The 16,231-nt window shown below is 29.5% G+C and carries 15 protein-coding genes; all 15 read right to left on the bottom strand.

The window, feature by feature from the left end; all coding sequences use genetic code 11:
- Positions 1-2: 2 nt before the first annotated feature.
- The 15 genes from AAT22_RS06435 to rpsB all read right to left on the bottom strand — a co-directional run bounded on the left by AAT22_RS06435 (position 3) and on the right by rpsB (position 15,976).
- A complete protein-coding gene (locus AAT22_RS06435; RefSeq protein ID WP_016206328.1) occupies positions 3-317 on the bottom strand; it encodes a 50S ribosomal protein L7ae-like protein in 315 nt (104 codons plus the stop codon).
- Complete coding sequence (locus tag AAT22_RS06430; protein WP_016206329.1) at positions 310-576, bottom strand: YlxR family protein; 267 nt, start codon at positions 574-576, stop codon at positions 310-312. Before AAT22_RS06430 ends, AAT22_RS06435 begins: the two co-directional genes overlap by 8 nt.
- A gap of 13 nt (positions 577-589) precedes the next feature.
- Positions 590-1,663, bottom strand: a complete 1,074-nt coding sequence (nusA, locus tag AAT22_RS06425; protein ID WP_016206330.1) for a transcription termination factor NusA — start codon at positions 1,661-1,663, stop codon at positions 590-592.
- 16 nt (positions 1,664-1,679) lie between these two features.
- Positions 1,680-2,138: a ribosome maturation factor RimP gene (gene rimP / locus AAT22_RS06420; protein WP_016206331.1), complete on the bottom strand. Its 459-nt coding sequence runs from the start codon at positions 2,136-2,138 to the stop codon at positions 1,680-1,682.
- 261 nt (positions 2,139-2,399) lie between these two features.
- A complete protein-coding gene (locus AAT22_RS06415) occupies positions 2,400-6,728 on the bottom strand; it encodes a PolC-type DNA polymerase III (protein ID WP_047000614.1) in 4,329 nt (1,442 codons plus the stop codon).
- Between the two features lie 169 nt (positions 6,729-6,897).
- Positions 6,898-7,947: a flavodoxin-dependent (E)-4-hydroxy-3-methylbut-2-enyl-diphosphate synthase gene (ispG, locus tag AAT22_RS06410; protein ID WP_016206332.1), complete on the bottom strand. Its 1,050-nt coding sequence runs from the start codon at positions 7,945-7,947 to the stop codon at positions 6,898-6,900.
- 13 nt (positions 7,948-7,960) lie between these two features.
- Positions 7,961-8,980: an RIP metalloprotease RseP gene (gene rseP, locus AAT22_RS06405; protein WP_016206333.1), complete on the bottom strand. Its 1,020-nt coding sequence runs from the start codon at positions 8,978-8,980 to the stop codon at positions 7,961-7,963.
- Between the two features lie 13 nt (positions 8,981-8,993).
- A complete protein-coding gene (gene dxr / locus AAT22_RS06400; protein WP_016206334.1) occupies positions 8,994-10,154 on the bottom strand; it encodes a 1-deoxy-D-xylulose-5-phosphate reductoisomerase in 1,161 nt (386 codons plus the stop codon).
- A gap of 24 nt (positions 10,155-10,178) precedes the next feature.
- Positions 10,179-11,135 carry an AI-2E family transporter gene (locus tag AAT22_RS06395; RefSeq protein ID WP_047000613.1) on the bottom strand — a complete coding sequence of 319 codons (957 nt, stop codon included), beginning with the start codon at positions 11,133-11,135 and terminating at the stop codon, positions 10,179-10,181.
- A gap of 163 nt (positions 11,136-11,298) precedes the next feature.
- Entirely contained in the window at positions 11,299-12,093 is a 795-nt protein-coding gene (locus tag AAT22_RS06390) for a phosphatidate cytidylyltransferase (protein ID WP_016206335.1), read from the bottom strand.
- A gap of 16 nt (positions 12,094-12,109) precedes the next feature.
- Entirely contained in the window at positions 12,110-12,871 is a 762-nt protein-coding gene (locus AAT22_RS06385) for an isoprenyl transferase (RefSeq protein WP_047000612.1), read from the bottom strand.
- 55 nt (positions 12,872-12,926) lie between these two features.
- Positions 12,927-13,484, bottom strand: a complete 558-nt coding sequence (frr, locus tag AAT22_RS06380) for a ribosome recycling factor (protein ID WP_016206337.1) — start codon at positions 13,482-13,484, stop codon at positions 12,927-12,929.
- Positions 13,485-13,493: 9 nt separating this feature from the next.
- Positions 13,494-14,210: a UMP kinase gene (gene pyrH / locus AAT22_RS06375; RefSeq protein ID WP_016206338.1), complete on the bottom strand. Its 717-nt coding sequence runs from the start codon at positions 14,208-14,210 to the stop codon at positions 13,494-13,496.
- A gap of 69 nt (positions 14,211-14,279) precedes the next feature.
- Positions 14,280-15,191: a translation elongation factor Ts gene (gene tsf / locus AAT22_RS06370; protein ID WP_016206339.1), complete on the bottom strand. Its 912-nt coding sequence runs from the start codon at positions 15,189-15,191 to the stop codon at positions 14,280-14,282.
- Between the two features lie 83 nt (positions 15,192-15,274).
- On the bottom strand, positions 15,275-15,976 hold the full coding sequence (gene rpsB / locus AAT22_RS06365) for a 30S ribosomal protein S2 (RefSeq protein WP_016206340.1): 702 nt from the start codon (positions 15,974-15,976) through the stop codon (positions 15,275-15,277).
- Positions 15,977-16,231 lie beyond the last annotated feature (255 nt).

The raw sequence follows: 16,231 nt of genomic DNA, 5'->3' as shown, positions 1-16,231 counted from the left end.
GGTTAAATTTTAACTTTTTCCTCTTCGTAAAGGGTATAAAGTTTTTTTGCCATATTTTCATCTGTTACAGCTATTATCTTCACTTCTTCTCTTCCAATTGAAAAACCTAATTCTTCCTTTGAAAAATCCTCTATTAGCCTTATATTTTTTGCTATACAATGGTTTTTAAACTTTTTTCTGGTACTATCAGATGCATCGTTAGATATTATAAACAAAAAAATGTTTTTTCTATTTCTTTGTTCATCGCATTTACTATACCCTTCAACTAAATTTCCTGATCTCTTTGCTAATCCTAGAAAATTAAAAAATTTATTCATTTCCTATTTCTTCCCTTAATCTATTATATATAGCCTCATTTATAGCTATATCTAAGTTTCTTGACAACCTTTTAGTTTTAAAAGCTTTTTCTAAGCATTCTTTATCTTTGCAGATATATGCACCTCTGCCTGATTTCTTTCCAGTCAAATCAACTGAAACTTCATTTTCCGGGCTTTTTACAACCCTTATAAGTTCTTTTTTAGGTTTCATTTCCATGCATCCTGTGCACATTCTTAAAGGAATTTTCTTTACCTTCATAAAAATCCTCCCCTTACTCTAAATTTTCTTCTGCTTTTAATGCTTCTGCTTGAGATTTACTTTTAATATCTATTTTCCAGTTAGTTAATTTTGCTGCAAGCCTAACATTTTGCCCTTCTTTTCCTATAGCTAATGATAATTGATTATCATCTACCACAACTTTCGCTGATTTTGAATCTTCAAAAGCTACAACTTCTAAAACTTTGGCAGGACTTAATGAAGCTGCTATAAATTCTTCTGGATTTTTGCTCCATTTTATTATATCTATTTTTTCGCCTTTAAGCTCATTTACTATATTTTGAACTCTAACTCCTTTTGGGCCAACACATGAACCCATTGGATCTACATTTTCATCATTTGAATAAACTGCTATTTTACTTCTTGATCCAGCTTCTCTTGATATACTCTTTATTTCTACAACACCTTCGTATATTTCAGGTACTTCTAATTCAAAAAGTCTTTTCACTAATCCAGGATGAGTTCTTGAAACTAATATTTGAGCTCCTTTTGAGCCATTTTTAACTTCTACAACATATAGCTTTACTCTTTCGTTAAATTTATATTCTTCACCTGGAATTTGTTCGTTTGGTCCAATAGAAGTTTCTATTCTCCCAAGATTTACAAATACATTACCTTTGTCTTTTCTTAGTACAGTTCCGGTAATTATATCATATTCTAATTCCTTATATTCTGAATATACTATGTTTCTTTCTGCTTCTCTTATTCTTTGAGTTACTACACCTTTAGCAAGTTGAGCTGCTACTCTTCCAAAATTCTTTGGAGTAACTTCTAAATCAACTATATCATCAAGATCATATCTTACACTTACGTCCTTAGCATCTTCTAAACTTATTTCAGTTACATCATCATATACGTCTTCAACTACAACCTTTTGAGCATATACATGAATTTCTCCTGTTTCTCTATTTATACTTACTTTAACATTTTGTGCTGAAGTTGTCGGACTAGCGTAATTTTTTTTATATGCTGCAACTAAAGCATCCTCTATAGTAGTAAAAATTAAATCTTCGCTAATCCCCTTATCTTTAACAATTTCTTTAAGAGCACTTATAAACTCTTGGTTCATTTTAATATCCTCCTTATTATATTTCCCCTTCTAAATTGGCTGATTTTATTTTATCCTTTGGAATTGTAACTAATTTGTCAGCTTCAACTACAATCGAATCATCATTTACTTCTTTTAATATGCCCTTTACATTTTTTCTTCCATCTAATGATTTTGTAAATCTAACCATTATTTCTTTTTCTATTTGTTTTTTAAAATGATCATCTGTAAATAATCCTCTATTTAATCCTGGTGATGATACTTCTAGAAAATATGCTTCTTTTATTGGATCTTTTTCATCCATGACATCGCTTACTCTTCTTGATAAAGCTTCACAGTCAGATAAAGTTATACCACCATCTTTATCTATATATATTCTTAAATAATATTCTCCATTTTCTTTTACATATTCAATGTGATAAATCTCATACTTTAATTCTTCTGCTATAGGTCTTACTAATTGATCAATAGTTTCCAATAATGCATCAACTTTCATATTACCCCTCCTTTGCTATATTCAGTTTTAATTTTAAAGATTTACTAAACTCTTAACTCCCTATAAAAAAAGCAACTATTTTAGTTGCAATTAAATAGAAAAAGCGGGCATTTATCACTCCCACTCACATTTTCTAGCTATTAGTAAATTACTTCTTTAATTATCCTATCATAATTTCCTAAATAATACAAGGGGTAGCAATAAATTATTACTTTTCTTATATTTATTACTTGCCCCATATATATTGTTTTTATACTTATTTTAAAATAATGATAATTGATTTGTTTCTGACATTCCCTCAAGACACCCATGGTTGCTTAAAGTTTCTATTACCGTCTTCGAAACCTTTGACCTTATTCTTAAATCTTCTTTAGATATAAATTCACCTTGTTTTCTAGCTTCAACTATACTTTTTGCAGCATTTTCTCCAACTCCCTGAAGCGCACTAATAGGAGGTCTTATTCCATCCTTTTCAATTGTAAATTTTGTTGCTTCCGATATATATAAATCTACTTTCAAAAAATTTAGCCCTCTTGCATAAAGCTCATAAGAAAGCTCAAGTACAGTAATTAATCCCTTATCTTTTGCAGTAATCTTATTTCCTAGTTCATAAAGCTCATCTAATTTTGCTTTTATAGCCCCTGGACCTTTACAAATAAGCTCTGCATCAAAATCATCCGCCCTTACAGTAAAATATGTAGCATAATAAGCTTCTGGATAATACACTTTAAAATATGCTATTCTTACAGCCATCATAACATAAGCAACTGCATGCCCTTTAGGGAACATATACTTAATTCTTTTACATGATTCTATATACCAATCAGGAACATTATTTTCTTTCATTGTTTTCTCAAACTCTTCCGTTAGCCCTTTACCTTTTCTTACACTTTCCATTATAGTAAAGGCCATTTTAGGTGGAACTCCTGCATACATTAAATAAACCATGATATCGTCTCTTGTAGATATACAATCTTTAAGAGTTGTATATCCTTCTTTAATAAAGTATTGTGCATTATTAAGCCATACATCTGTTCCATGTGAAAGTCCAGATATTCTAACTAAATCGGCAAAACTCTTAGGTTGAGTATCAACAAGCATCCCTCTAACAAATTTCGTTCCAAATTCCGGAAGTCCATAACTACCAACTTCACAGCCTAATTCTTCCTTAGTTACTCCTAATGCATCTGGAGAAGTAAATAATGAAATAACCTTTTTATCATTTAATGGTATGGTTTTGGGATCAACTCCTGTTAAATCTTGAAGCATCCTAATCATGGTAGGATCGTCGTGCCCAAGTATATCAAGCTTAAGTAATCTACCTGATATAGAATGATAATCAAAATGAGTAGTTGTAACATCTGAAGTTGGATCATCTGCTGGACGTTGTATTGGTGTAAAATTATAAATTTCATTATCACTTGGAACAACCATAATACCACCTGGATGTTGTCCTGTTGTTCTTTTTATTCCTGTACAGCCAATAGTCAATCGTTCAATTTCAGCAGTTGAAGTTCGTATTCCTCTCTCATCAAGATATTTTCTTACATATCCATAAGCTGTTTTTTCAGCAACTGTGCCTATTGTTCCTGCTTTAAAAACATATCCTTTTCCAAATAGAACTTCTGTATATTTATGAATTTCTCCTTGGTTATCACCCGAAAAGTTAAGATCTATATCCGGCTCTTTATCCCCTTCAAAACCTAAAAAGGTTTCAAAAGGTATATCATGACCATCCTTTATATATTTAACTCCACATTTAGGACAATCCTTATCTTCTAAATCAGCTCCTGAACTAACAGAACCATCTAAGAAAAATTCAGAATTTTTACAGCTAGGACAAACATAATGTGGAGGTAATCCATTAACCTCTGTTATATTTGACATCGTAGCAACAAAAGATGAGCCTACCGACCCTCTTGAACCAACCAAATATCCATCTGCCAAAGATTTTGCCACTAATTTTTGAGCTATTAGGTAAAGAACTGCATATCCATTACTTATAATAGAATTCAATTCCTTATCTAATCTTTTTTGAACTATTTCAGGTAAGGGATCTCCATATATTGAATGTACTTTTTTCATTGTCATTTCCCTTATTTCTTCATCTGCACCTTCAATTTTAGGTGGATATGTTTCATCTGGTATTGGCTTTAAAACATCTATTGAATCAGCAATTTCTCCTGGATTGGTTATGACAACTTCTTTTGCCCCATTTTCCCCTAAATATGAAAATTCTTTTAGCATCTCTTCGGTTGTTTTCAAATATAAAGGTGGTTGATTATCCGAATCTGAAAATCCTTGTCCTGCCATTATTATTCTTCTAAAAACTTCATCTTGTGGTTCTAAAAAATGAACATCTCCAGTTGCAACAACAGGCTTATTTAATTCTTTTCCCAAATTATATATTTTAGTATTTAGTGTTCTTAATTCATTTTCATCTTTTACATTTCCTTTTGCAATAAGATATGCATTATTTCCTATAGGCTGAATTTCTAGGTAATCATAAAATCTCATTATATCTTTTAACTCTTCATCTGACTTACCATCTAAAACTGCTCTATATACTTCACCAGCCTCACAAGCAGAACCTATAATAAGGCCTTCTCTCATTTCCATAAGCTTACTTTTTCGAATTCTTGGATTTTTATGAAAATTATCTATATGTGCTTCTGACACAAGTTTATAAAGATTTTTCATCCCTTCTTGAGTTTTAGCAAAGATTATTATATGATATGTTTTTTCTTTCTTAATATCCATTTTTTCTAAGAATTCTTTATTCAAGTCATTAAGTTTATTAATATTTAACTCTTCTATCATTTTCTTTATTGATATTAAAAAAATTTCTGCTGTCGCCTTTGCATCATCTACTGCTCTATGGTGATTTTGTAGTGAAACTCCTAAATGTTTTGCTACTAAATTTAACTTAACTCTTTTTAATTCTGGATATAAAAATCTTGCAAGCGGAACTGTATCAACTATAGTAGAATTAAACTCAAGACCTAAATCATTGCAGTTCTTTTTTATAAATCCTGTATCAAAAGCAGCATTATGAGCTACAACAGCCGAATCCTTTATAAATTCCATGAATTTAGGTAAAACAACTTCTATAGGGTCTGCATCTTTTACCATTTCATCTGTTATTCCTGTAAGTTCTGTTATATTATACGGAATTCTACATTTAGGATATATAAATTCACTAAAGGTATCTATTACTTCTTTTCCTTTAATTTTTACAGCACCTATTTCAATTATTTTATCATTTTTAGATGAAAATCCTGTAGTTTCTATATCAAATACTACATATGTATCATCAAAACTTTGTCCCTTATCATTTAATGCTATAGGTATTCCATCATTAACTAGATATCCTTCTACACCATATAATACTTTAATCTTATTTTTTTTAGCTGCAATTTGAGCATCTGGAAAAGCTTGAACGACACCATGATCTGTTATTGCAATAGCTTTATGCCCCCACTTAGCCGCTCTTTCTATTAATTTTGTAGCTGATGTAATTCCATCCATAGCACTCATAGCCGTATGACAATGAAGCTCAACTCTCTTTTCTTCAGATCCATCCATTCTCTCTATTTTGCCCATTTTTAAAATATCTCTTCCCATTATTACTACTTCTCTTGCATAAGTATCATAAATGGCTTCTCCTCTTACTTTACAGTAAAGTCCTTTTTTAACATTATCTAATACTTCTTCAGTTTCTTGTGGCTTTAAAAAGCATTTTACAGTTATTGAGCTTGTATAGTCTGTAACAAAGAAGGTAAGAATTATTTTGCCTGTTTTCGTTTCAACTATATCTGTCTTAAAAACTTCACCTATAACAGCAACAACTCCAGAAGTTTCATCAATTTCCTTTATTGAAATAGCTTCTTGACTTATACTTCTCCCTAAAATGCTATTTTCACTTTTAGGTTCTCTTTTGAATTCTCTTTTTTCATAAGTTTTCTTAGGTTTAGCATTTTGTTTTTCTTCATTTTGTTTATTGGTAGATTGTGCTGAAATATTTCTTCCACTAAATATTTCTTTTAAAACTTCTTTTTCTTTTTTAATTTTTTCATTATAATTGCTTTCTACTTCTAAGCTGCTATCATATTCTAAAGTTACTTTACTTTTAACTCCAAAAATATTTTCAATATTAAGAGCAATTTGTTTAGGAACTTCTTTAATATTTAAATGTTCATTTATTTTTTCATACCCACTTTTTATAGTTAAAATATTTCCTTTTGTAGTCTTTAAGCCTTTAGTTAAAACAACTTTTGACAGAGGAATTCTTTGCATAATGCCTTCTATTACTTCAGACCAATGCTTTTCAATTATTTCTTCTATCGTTAGGGTAGATATATCTCTATAAAATAATACCTCTATATCTATTTCTATTCCTAAGGTTTTTTTAATAGCTTTCTTTACATCAGCTTCTTCTTCATTATTTAGTCCATCTTTTCCTCGTAATACTACTTTAAGAAGATTACTTTTTTTCAAAAATTGGAATCTTACTATATTTATTTCTTTATCTTCTAAGGATTCATTTTTATTAATTTCCTTTTTTATAAGTTTTAAAGCATTTTCACTCAAATAAACAACACCTCCTATACAATCAATAATTAGTAATGGATAATGTTTAATTGATAACAGATAATTTAATATTTACCAATTAAAATTCAACGAAATAATTGACAATGTTAATGTTAACTAAGCATTTATTTAAACTTAATTTTTCATTACTCATTGTCAATTATTTTAATTACATATTTTCTATTTCTTTCATTAATTCTTCAATTAAATCTTCTTCTTTAACCTTTTTCACAATTATACCTTTTTTGAAGATTAAGCCTTCTCCTCTTCCACCTGCAATTCCAATATCTGCTTCTCTTGCTTCTCCTGGTCCATTAACAGCACATCCCATTACAGCAACTTTAATATTTTTATTTATACTTTCTAACTTTTTCTCAACTTCTTGTGCTATTTTAATAAGGTTTATTTGAGTTCTACCACAAGTAGGGCAAGATATAAATTGTAAGCCACTTTCTCTTAATTTTAAAGCTTTTAATATTTCTTTAGCTACTTTTATTTCTTCAATAGGATCACTAGTTAAAGATACTCTAACTGTATCCCCTATACCTTCAGCTAAAAGTGTGCCAAGTCCTATACTTGATTTTATAGTTCCTCTAAAAGGTGTTCCTGATTCAGTTACTCCTAAATGAAGAGGATAATTACAACTTTCGCTCATTAATCTATAAGCTTCTATCATCATTACAACATCTGATGATTTTATAGATATAACTATATCATAAAAATTTAATTCTTCTAATATTTTAACATGTCTTAAAGCTGACTCTACTAATCCCTTTGCAGTTGGTTTCCCGTCTCTTTCTAATATATCCTTTTCTAAAGAACCTGAATTTACGCCAATTCTAATTGGTAAACTTTTAGCTTTTGCAGCTTCTGCAACTATCTTAACTTTTTCTATACTTCCTATATTGCCTGGATTGATTCTTAAAGCAGATACTCCATTTTCAATAGCCGCCAAAGCTAATTTATAGTCAAAGTGTATATCAGCAACTACAGGGATAGGTGAATTTTCACATATATCTCTTAGAGCTTCCGCAGCTTTCATATCAGGAACTGCACATCTTATTATCTCGCATCCTGCTTTATATAAATAATCTATTTGTTTTAGCGTTGCTTCTGCATCTCTTGTATCTGTATTAGTCATTGATTGAATAGATACAGGAGCATCACCTCCTATATAACAACTTCCAACTTTAACTTTTCTTGTTTTTTTTCTTTCCATTTTATTTCCTCTCCTAAATTTGTATAGGGAATAATATATCCTTTATTGTAACTACTATCATAAGTCCAAAAAGTAGCATTAATCCAACGTAGTTCATTGCCCCAACTACCTTATCTGGAACTTTTCTTCTTGTAATAAGCTCTATTAATAATATTACAGTCCAACCACCATCTAATGCTGGGAATGGTAGCATATTAAATACAGCTAAGTTTATACTTATGAAAGCTACAAAATACATAAGATTCCATATACCATTTTTTGCGGCTTCACTTGACATTCTAATTATAGATACCGGTCCCCCTACATCAGTCTTAAAGTTTACATTTCCTGTAATCATCATTTTTAGACCTTTATAGGTTTGATTTACTACAGATGCTGTTTCCTTAAAACTTTGTTTAAAACTTTGAACAATTCCCGGTTTTTCTATTCTTTGAAATTCAAAGCCTATCATATATCTTTCTCTATCGCTTTCCTTTACTAGTTTAGGAACAACAGTAATTTCTTTTTTCTCCCCATTTCTTTCTATTAAAAAGTTAATTGGCTTATCTTTAGCCAAATTTATACCTATTGTTAGGTCATCAGCTGAAAAAACCTTACTTCCATTAACTTTTAAAAATTCATCACCTTTTTGTAATCCAGCTTCTATAGCAGGCATATTTTCAGATAAATTTTTTACTGTCGGTAAACTATAACCAAATTTATTTAAAAACACCGTAAATATTATTATAGCAAACAAAAAGTTCATCGTTGCTCCTGCTATAATTACACTTATCCTTCTAAGAGGTGACTTTGAAGAAAAACTTCTTTCATCTTGAACTTCTTCTTCTTCCCCCATCATTTTAACATATCCTCCAATAGGAAACAAACCTATTGAATATTTTGTTTCTTTTCCTTGAGTTGAAAATATTTTCGGGCCCATTCCAATAGCAAATTCTTCAACCTTTATTTTATTTAACTTTGCCATAGTAAAATGACCAAGTTCATGAACTATTATAAGTAAACTAAACCCTAATAACGCGTATATTATATACAATCTCTCTCTCCTCCTAACTCCATTTTAACCTTATATACTCTCTTACTTTTTTATCTAACTCAATTACATTTTCTAGAGTGACTTTTTTTAATTTTTCCTCTTTAAAGTATTCTAAAGATTCTTCAATTATTTCTGAAACTTGTAAAAATTTTATTTTCTCTTCTAGTAATAAAGCTACAGCTTCTTCGTTAGCACCATTTAATATACATGGAGCTAAGCCACCTTCTTTTCCAACTTTATAAGCAAGTTTCAAGCATTTAAAAGTTTCCAAATCAGGTTTCTCAAAAGTTAGCGTTCCAATTTCATAGAAATTAAGTTTTTCTGCTATAGCATGTTTTCTTTCTTTTTTATTAATTGCATATTGAATTGGTAACTTCATATCTGTTGAGCCTAATTGAGCAACCACACTTGCATCTTTATATTCTACCATAGAATGAATTATACTTTGAGGGTGAACTACAACTTCTATATTTTCATATGGACAATTGAATAAAAAATGTGCTTCAATAACTTCAAGACCTTTGTTCATAAGTGTTGCTGAATCAATAGATATCTTTTGCCCCATATTCCACTTTGGATGCTTAAGCGCCTCTTTAACGCTAACACTTTTTAAATATTCAGTATCCTTTCCTCTAAAAGGCCCTCCAGATGCTGTTAGAATAATTTTGCTCACATCCTTTTCAGTATACCCATTTAATGCTTGGAATATAGCACTATGTTCTGAATCTACTGGAAGTATATCAACTCCCATCTCTTTTGCTTTATTTATAACAAGTTCTCCAGCCACTACTAAAGTTTCCTTATTTGCTAAAGCTATATCTTTTTTAGCTTCAATAGCTTTCATTGTCGGTCTTAAACCAATCATTCCTACAACAGAAGTCACAACCATATCTATTTCATCTAAGGATGCAATTTTCTCAAGTCCTTCTATGCCTGAGAAAACTTCTATCATTAACTTATTTACTGAACAATAATCTTTAATTGATTTATAACTTTCTTCATCCATCATAGCTACGTATTTAGGACTAAATTCATTTATTATTTCCTTAATCTTTTCAACAGAAGAATTAGCACTTACTCCTATAAGTTTTATTTCTTTATTTGAGTTTCTTATTACTTCTAAAGTTTGTGTGCCTATAGAGCCTGTAGCTCCTAAAATTGAAATTTTTCTCATATTTACCTCCTAAGTACTCAGTATTTAACTGCCGTAAATCATATCTTTTGCAATTATGCTATAAATTGGTCCTGATATTATACCAATAAACCCAAACATTTTTACCCCTACATAAATCGATATTATTACTATTAAAGGATGAATGGCTAATTTATTACTTAAAAATTTAGCTTCAAGTATTTCTCTTGTCAAACGCTCTAATAAATATAATGCAATTAATCCAAATACTAATAAATATCTCTTCATTACAATATTGTATATTATAATTGGTATAAAAACAATTGTTGTCCCAACAAAAGGAAGTATATCTAAAACGGCACATAAAATTCCTAAAAAAATACTATTATGTATTTGAAGCACCTTAAAACCTAAAATTATTATACATGCACTTAATATTATCAATTTAAGTTCAACTTTGAATACTTCTTTTAAATTTTTTATTTTTTTAGAAAAATTAATTATTATTTCATTAGGAAATAAATTTTTTAATAAATCATAAATCTTATTTTTATCTACTAATATAAAATAATCTACTATATTTGCTATAAAATATGATACGATTCCGCCCCCTGTAACTATAGCACCTTGCATAATCATATTACTATTAAGAAAACCACTTAATGTTTGCAAAATTTTATTTAAATCGAAGTTTAAAAGTACTTTCATATTAGTAATGAAAGCATCTACCTCTTTCATATTATTTCTATAAAATTTATAGAACATTTCCAATATTGTATTGCCGAAATAAAATACTATCATGAATATTCCTAAGTTTACTATAAGCAAACTTAAAATCGCACATATTGATTTTGGTATATTAATTTTTAAGAAAAATTTATATATTGGTTGAGTTATTAATATCAGTATTAATATTATTAAAAAAGGTTGAAAATAGTTTTTTATTAAAATAGTTATTACAGAAACAATAATAAATGTAATAACTAAGTTTATTATTTTATTGTAATTTTCATATAATTTCATAGCACTACTCCTAATTATTTCATACTATGATTATATTAATTATAATAATAATACATACCTTTTATCTATTTATATAAGTATATTTATTTAAAAATAAGGTAGAGAAGTTTCTCTACCTTATTTTTAGCTAATATATTAAATTCCATTTTATACTTATGTTCTTCTAAATTCCTACAATAAAGGTTAAGTAATAAAAGACTACTACCGCATTAAATAATATTGAGTCAAATCTATCTAAAATTCCACCATGACCAGGTATTAAATTACTATAATCCTTTATTCCAACATATCTTTTTACAGATGATGCTACTAAATCTCCAAGTTGCCCCATTATGCCACATAATCCACCTATTAAGAAGAAATGGATTGTTTGAACTTCTGGTACATTAATTCCTATTATTATACCATAAATTCCACATCCAATAGTACTTCCTAAAAATCCCCCTACCGATCCTGCAATTGTTTTTTTAGGGCTAATCTCTGGACATAACTTTCTTTTTCCTAAATACTTTCCACAATAATAGGCTGTAGTATCTGCAATCCAAGACCCAAGGAAAATTAACCAAACCAAGTATTGTCCTCCAACTTTATTATTAACTATCGGAATAAAACTAAATAATATTGCTACATATAAGAATCCTAATAAAGTTAGTGAAACATCAATAAAATTATATTTTAAATTTACAACTGGTATTATTAATAATAAAATAGTTGATAATATTAAAATATACATAGCTTCTTCAAAATTATTTCCTCTTAAATAAAAAATAATTAAAAGTGCATATCCTCCTATAGATATTGGGTTAAATTTTTTTTCTTTTAAAGCATTGTAAAATTCATATAATCCAAATATTGAAATCACTATTGTAAAAGCCTTAAGCCATATTCCGCCTAAAAAAATAAACAATATAAATGGCGCTATCATAGCGGCTCCTAAATATCTACTATTTAACTTCATTACTCCACCTCAACTACTATACTCCACCATATCGTCTATCTCTGTGCTGATAATCATATATGGCTTTATGTAAGTGTTCTTCTTTAAAATCAGGCCAGCATACATTAGAATACCAAAATTCTGAATAAGCACATTGCCATAATAAAAAATTACTAATTCTTTGTTCCCCTGATGGTCTTATTATCAAATCCGGGTCTGGTATATTATAAGTATATAAATATTTTTCAAATATATCTTCGCTTATGCTATCTTCATTTATATTTCCCTTTTTAACTTCTTCTAATACCAAATTAACCGCCCTTAATATTTCATCCCTTCCACCATAATTGAAAGCTATATTTAAAGAAATTCCAATATTATCTTTAGTTGTCACAATGGCTTTTCTTATTTCTCTTTGAGCATCACTAGGCAACTTATCAATATCACCTAAAATATTTATAACAACTTGATTTTTATTTAACTCTTCTAACTCATTTTTCAAATACTCAACTAGTAGTTTCATAAGAGCCGAAACTTCATCATTTGGTCTCTTCCAATTCTCAGTTGAAAATGCATATAAAGTTAAATATTTTATCCCTAACTTATTAGATTCCTTTATTACCTTTCTTATAGTTTCCACTCCTGCTTTATGTCCCATAGTTCTTGGAAGATTTCTTTGCTTAGCCCATCTTCCGTTTCCATCCATAATTATAGCTATATGTTTAGGTATATTTTCTTTATCTAAAACTATTTGTTCTTTATTCTTTCTACTTTTATTAGTTTTAAAAATATCTAACATATTTTTATTCCCTCCGCCACTTCTAATATGGAAAAAAACCTGCTAAAGGCAGGTTTTAAATTGACATAATCTCTTTTTCTTTTGCCAAAATTATTGTATCTACTTCTTTAACGAAAGAATCTATTATTTTTTGAACTTTTTCTTCTGAATTTTTAAGTTCATCTTCAGTGATCTCTCCATCTTTCTTTAACACTTTAATTTTATCATTAGCTTCTCTTCTTATTGATCTTAAAGCAACTTTTGCTTCTTCGCCAGTTTTCTTAACATTTTTAACAAGATTTTTTCTTGTTTCTTCTGTTAACTCTGGAACAACTAATCTAATCACACTTCCATCATTGGATGGATTAATTCCTAAGTCTGATATAAGAATAGCTTTTTCTATTTCTTTTATTAAACTTCTTTCCCAAGGTGAAATCACTAAAACCCTTGGTTCTGGAGCTGATATATTAGCCACTTGATTTAGCGGACATTGACTGCCATAATAATCAATGTGAATTCTATCAAGCATAGTTGGGTTGGCTCTTCCGGCTCTCATTGTCGAAAGATCTGATTTTAATACAGAAATAGTTTTCTTCATTTTCTCTTCTGCTTTTTGAATAATATCCTTAATCATAAAAACCTCCTATTTTTTAGATGAAACTAAAGTTCCTATTTTTTCACCAGAAATAGCTTTTTTTATATTTCCTGGCTCATCTAATCCAAATACTAAGATTGGAATATTGTTATCCATACATAAAGAAGTTGCAGTTGAATCCATTACTTGTAATCCTTTTTCAAGTACTTCTATATAATTAAGTTTATCATATTTTTTAGCATCTGAATACTTATATGGATCTTTATCATAAACTCCATCAACTTTTTTAGCTAGAAGTATAACATCAGCTTCTATTTCTGCTGCTCTTAAAGCTGCTGTAGTATCAGTTGAGAAGTATGGATTTCCTGTTCCTGCTGCAAATATTACTACTCTACCTTTTTCTAAATGTCTTACAGCTCTTCTTCTTATAAATGGCTCGGCAATTTCTTTCATTTCTATAGCTGTTTGTACTCTCGTCATAACTCCATTTTGTTCAAGTGAATCTTGAAGAGCTAGTGCATTTATACATGTAGCTAGCATACCCATATGGTCTGCTTGTGACCTATCCATGCCCTCTCCACTTCTTCCTCTCCAGATATTTCCTCCACCTACAACTAATCCAACTTCTACTCCCATTTCAACTAAATCTTTTACTTCTAAAGTAATTCTTTTTACTATATCAAAATCAAATCCAAATCCATTTACTCCTGCTAAAGCTTCCCCCGAAACCTTTAGTATTACTCTCTTATATTTGCTTTTTTCCATTCTTAGTACCTCCATATATTATTTGACTATTTCCTAAAAAAAGAGAACACCTATGTGTCCTCCTTTGTATTACTTAGTCATCTTAGCTACTTCTTCAGCGAAGTTATCTTCTGCTTTTTCGATACCTTCTCCTCTTTCGAATCTTACAAATTTGTTTATAGTTATTGGAGAACCAACTTCCTTTGATTTTTCTTGAAGGTACTTGCTTATACTCTTATCTCCATCTTTTACCCATGCTTGATCTAAAAGACATACTTCTTTATAGTATTTTTGAATTCTTCCCATTACCATTTTTTCTACTATGTTTTCTGGTTTTCCTTCATTTAAAGCTTGAACTCTGTAGATTTCTTTTTCTTTTTCTAAAGAGTCTGTATCTACGTATTCTCTACTTAAGAATGTTGGATTTGCAGCAGCTACTTGCATACAAACATCTTTTGCAACTTCACTTAAAACAGCAGTATTATCAGCATCGCATCCTAATTCAACAACAACACCAATTCTTCCGCCACCGTGAATGTAGCTTTCAACTACACCATTTGCTACAACAAATTTTTCAAATCTTCTTACAGTCATGTTTTCACCTAACTTAGCTATTAATGCAGTTAGTGCTTCTGAAACTGTATTTTCAGCATCAAATTTTTCAGCAACAAATCCTTCTAAAGTTGTAGTAGAAGTTGTTGATGCCATTTCTGCTAATCTATTTGCGAAATTCACAAATTCTTCATTAGCAGCAACAAAGTCTGTTTCACAGTTTAATTCAACTATACCTGCTGTTTTTTTGTCTTCTGATATGTAAGTTTTAACTATACCTTCAGCAGCAACTCTTCCTGCTTTCTTAGCAGCAGCAGCCAAACCTTTTTCTCTTAATATTTCAATAGCTTTTTCCATATCTCCTTGAGATTCTGTTAAAGCTTTTTTGCAGTCCATCATTCCTGCACCAGTTTTTTCTCTTAATTCTTTAACTGATTGAGCAGTTATCATAATGTAAATTCCTCCTAACTTAATGTAAACCTTATTATTTAGGTTAAAAGGTAAATGAGAATTCTCACCTACCTTTAATTTTATTATTCAGCTAATTGTTCGCCTTGTCTTCCTTCGATTATACCATCAGCAATTTTTGCAGTTATTAATTTAACAGCTCTTATTGCATCATCATTTCCTGGAATTACGTAATCAACTTCTTCTGGATCACAGTTAGTATCAACTATACCTACTACTGGTATTCCTAAAATCTTAGCTTCTGAAATAGCATTCTTTTCTTTTCTTGGGTCAACTACAAATATAGCGCCTATATTAGTAGCATCTAAGTTCTTAATTCCACCTAAGTTCTTTTCTAGCTTTTCCATTTCGCCTTTTAATTTTATAACTTCTTTCTTAGGTAAAACTTCAAAAGTTCCATCTTCTTCCATAGTCTTTAAAGCTTCTAATCTATTAATTCTAGTTTTGATAGTTTTGAAGTTTGTTAACATACCACCTAACCATCTGCTATTAACAAAGTGCATATTTGATCTTATTGCTTCTTCTTCGATAGCTTCTTGAGCTTGTTTCTTAGTTCCTACAAATAAGATATCTTTTCCTTCTGTTGCAACTTCTTTTATAAAGTTATAAGCTTCATCTACTTTTTTAACTGTTTTTTGAAGATCTATTATATATATTCCATTTCTTTCTGTGAATATATAAGGAGCCATCTTAGGGTTCCATCTTCTTGTTTGGTGTCCAAAGTGTACACCTGCTTCTAATAATTGTTTCATTGATATAACTGACATTTTTCTACCTCCTGGTTATTTCCTCCATTATCTTCTTATAAAGTTTCCTCAAAATAAGGCACCATCTCTATAAATCTGATAATGTGTGTATTTATTTACCTTTGTTAGTATAACATAACCTAATTATAGTGGCAAGATTTTTTTCATTTAAAAATCATTAAATGTAAATTTTTATAGTTTTACATTTTTTCTAATATTCAAATTTTTATGGATAATATAAAACATTTTTATAGTTTTTATATTCTATTTGTTTTA

The organism is Clostridium sp. C8, from assembly GCF_001010885.1.
Taxonomy (GTDB): domain Bacteria; phylum Bacillota; class Clostridia; order Clostridiales; family Clostridiaceae; genus Clostridium; species Clostridium sartagoforme.
The sequence above is the reverse complement of the archived record's forward strand: the minus strand, read 5'-3'. Positions and strand labels throughout refer to the sequence as shown.

Coding starts and splice junctions, on each gene's coding strand:
- pyrH (WP_016206338.1), bottom strand. CDS start 14,210: ATGGAAAAAAGCAAATATAAGAGAGTAATACTAAAGGTTTCGGGGGAA.
- tsf (WP_016206339.1), bottom strand. CDS start 15,191: ATGATAACTGCTCAATCAGTTAAAGAATTAAGAGAAAAAACTGGTGCA.
- dxr (WP_016206334.1), bottom strand. CDS start 10,154: ATGAGAAAAATTTCAATTTTAGGAGCTACAGGCTCTATAGGCACACAA.
- ispG (WP_016206332.1), bottom strand. CDS start 7,947: ATGGAAAGAAAAAAAACAAGAAAAGTTAAAGTTGGAAGTTGTTATATA.
- AAT22_RS06395 (WP_047000613.1), bottom strand. CDS start 11,135: ATGAAATTATATGAAAATTACAATAAAATAATAAACTTAGTTATTACA.
- nusA (WP_016206330.1), bottom strand. CDS start 1,663: ATGAACCAAGAGTTTATAAGTGCTCTTAAAGAAATTGTTAAAGATAAG.
- AAT22_RS06390 (WP_016206335.1), bottom strand. CDS start 12,093: ATGAAGTTAAATAGTAGATATTTAGGAGCCGCTATGATAGCGCCATTT.
- frr (WP_016206337.1), bottom strand. CDS start 13,484: ATGATTAAGGATATTATTCAAAAAGCAGAAGAGAAAATGAAGAAAACT.
- rpsB (WP_016206340.1), bottom strand. CDS start 15,976: ATGTCAGTTATATCAATGAAACAATTATTAGAAGCAGGTGTACACTTT.
- AAT22_RS06385 (WP_047000612.1), bottom strand. CDS start 12,871: ATGTTAGATATTTTTAAAACTAATAAAAGTAGAAAGAATAAAGAACAA.
- AAT22_RS06430 (WP_016206329.1), bottom strand. CDS start 576: ATGAAGGTAAAGAAAATTCCTTTAAGAATGTGCACAGGATGCATGGAA.
- rimP (WP_016206331.1), bottom strand. CDS start 2,138: ATGAAAGTTGATGCATTATTGGAAACTATTGATCAATTAGTAAGACCT.
- AAT22_RS06435 (WP_016206328.1), bottom strand. CDS start 317: ATGAATAAATTTTTTAATTTTCTAGGATTAGCAAAGAGATCAGGAAAT.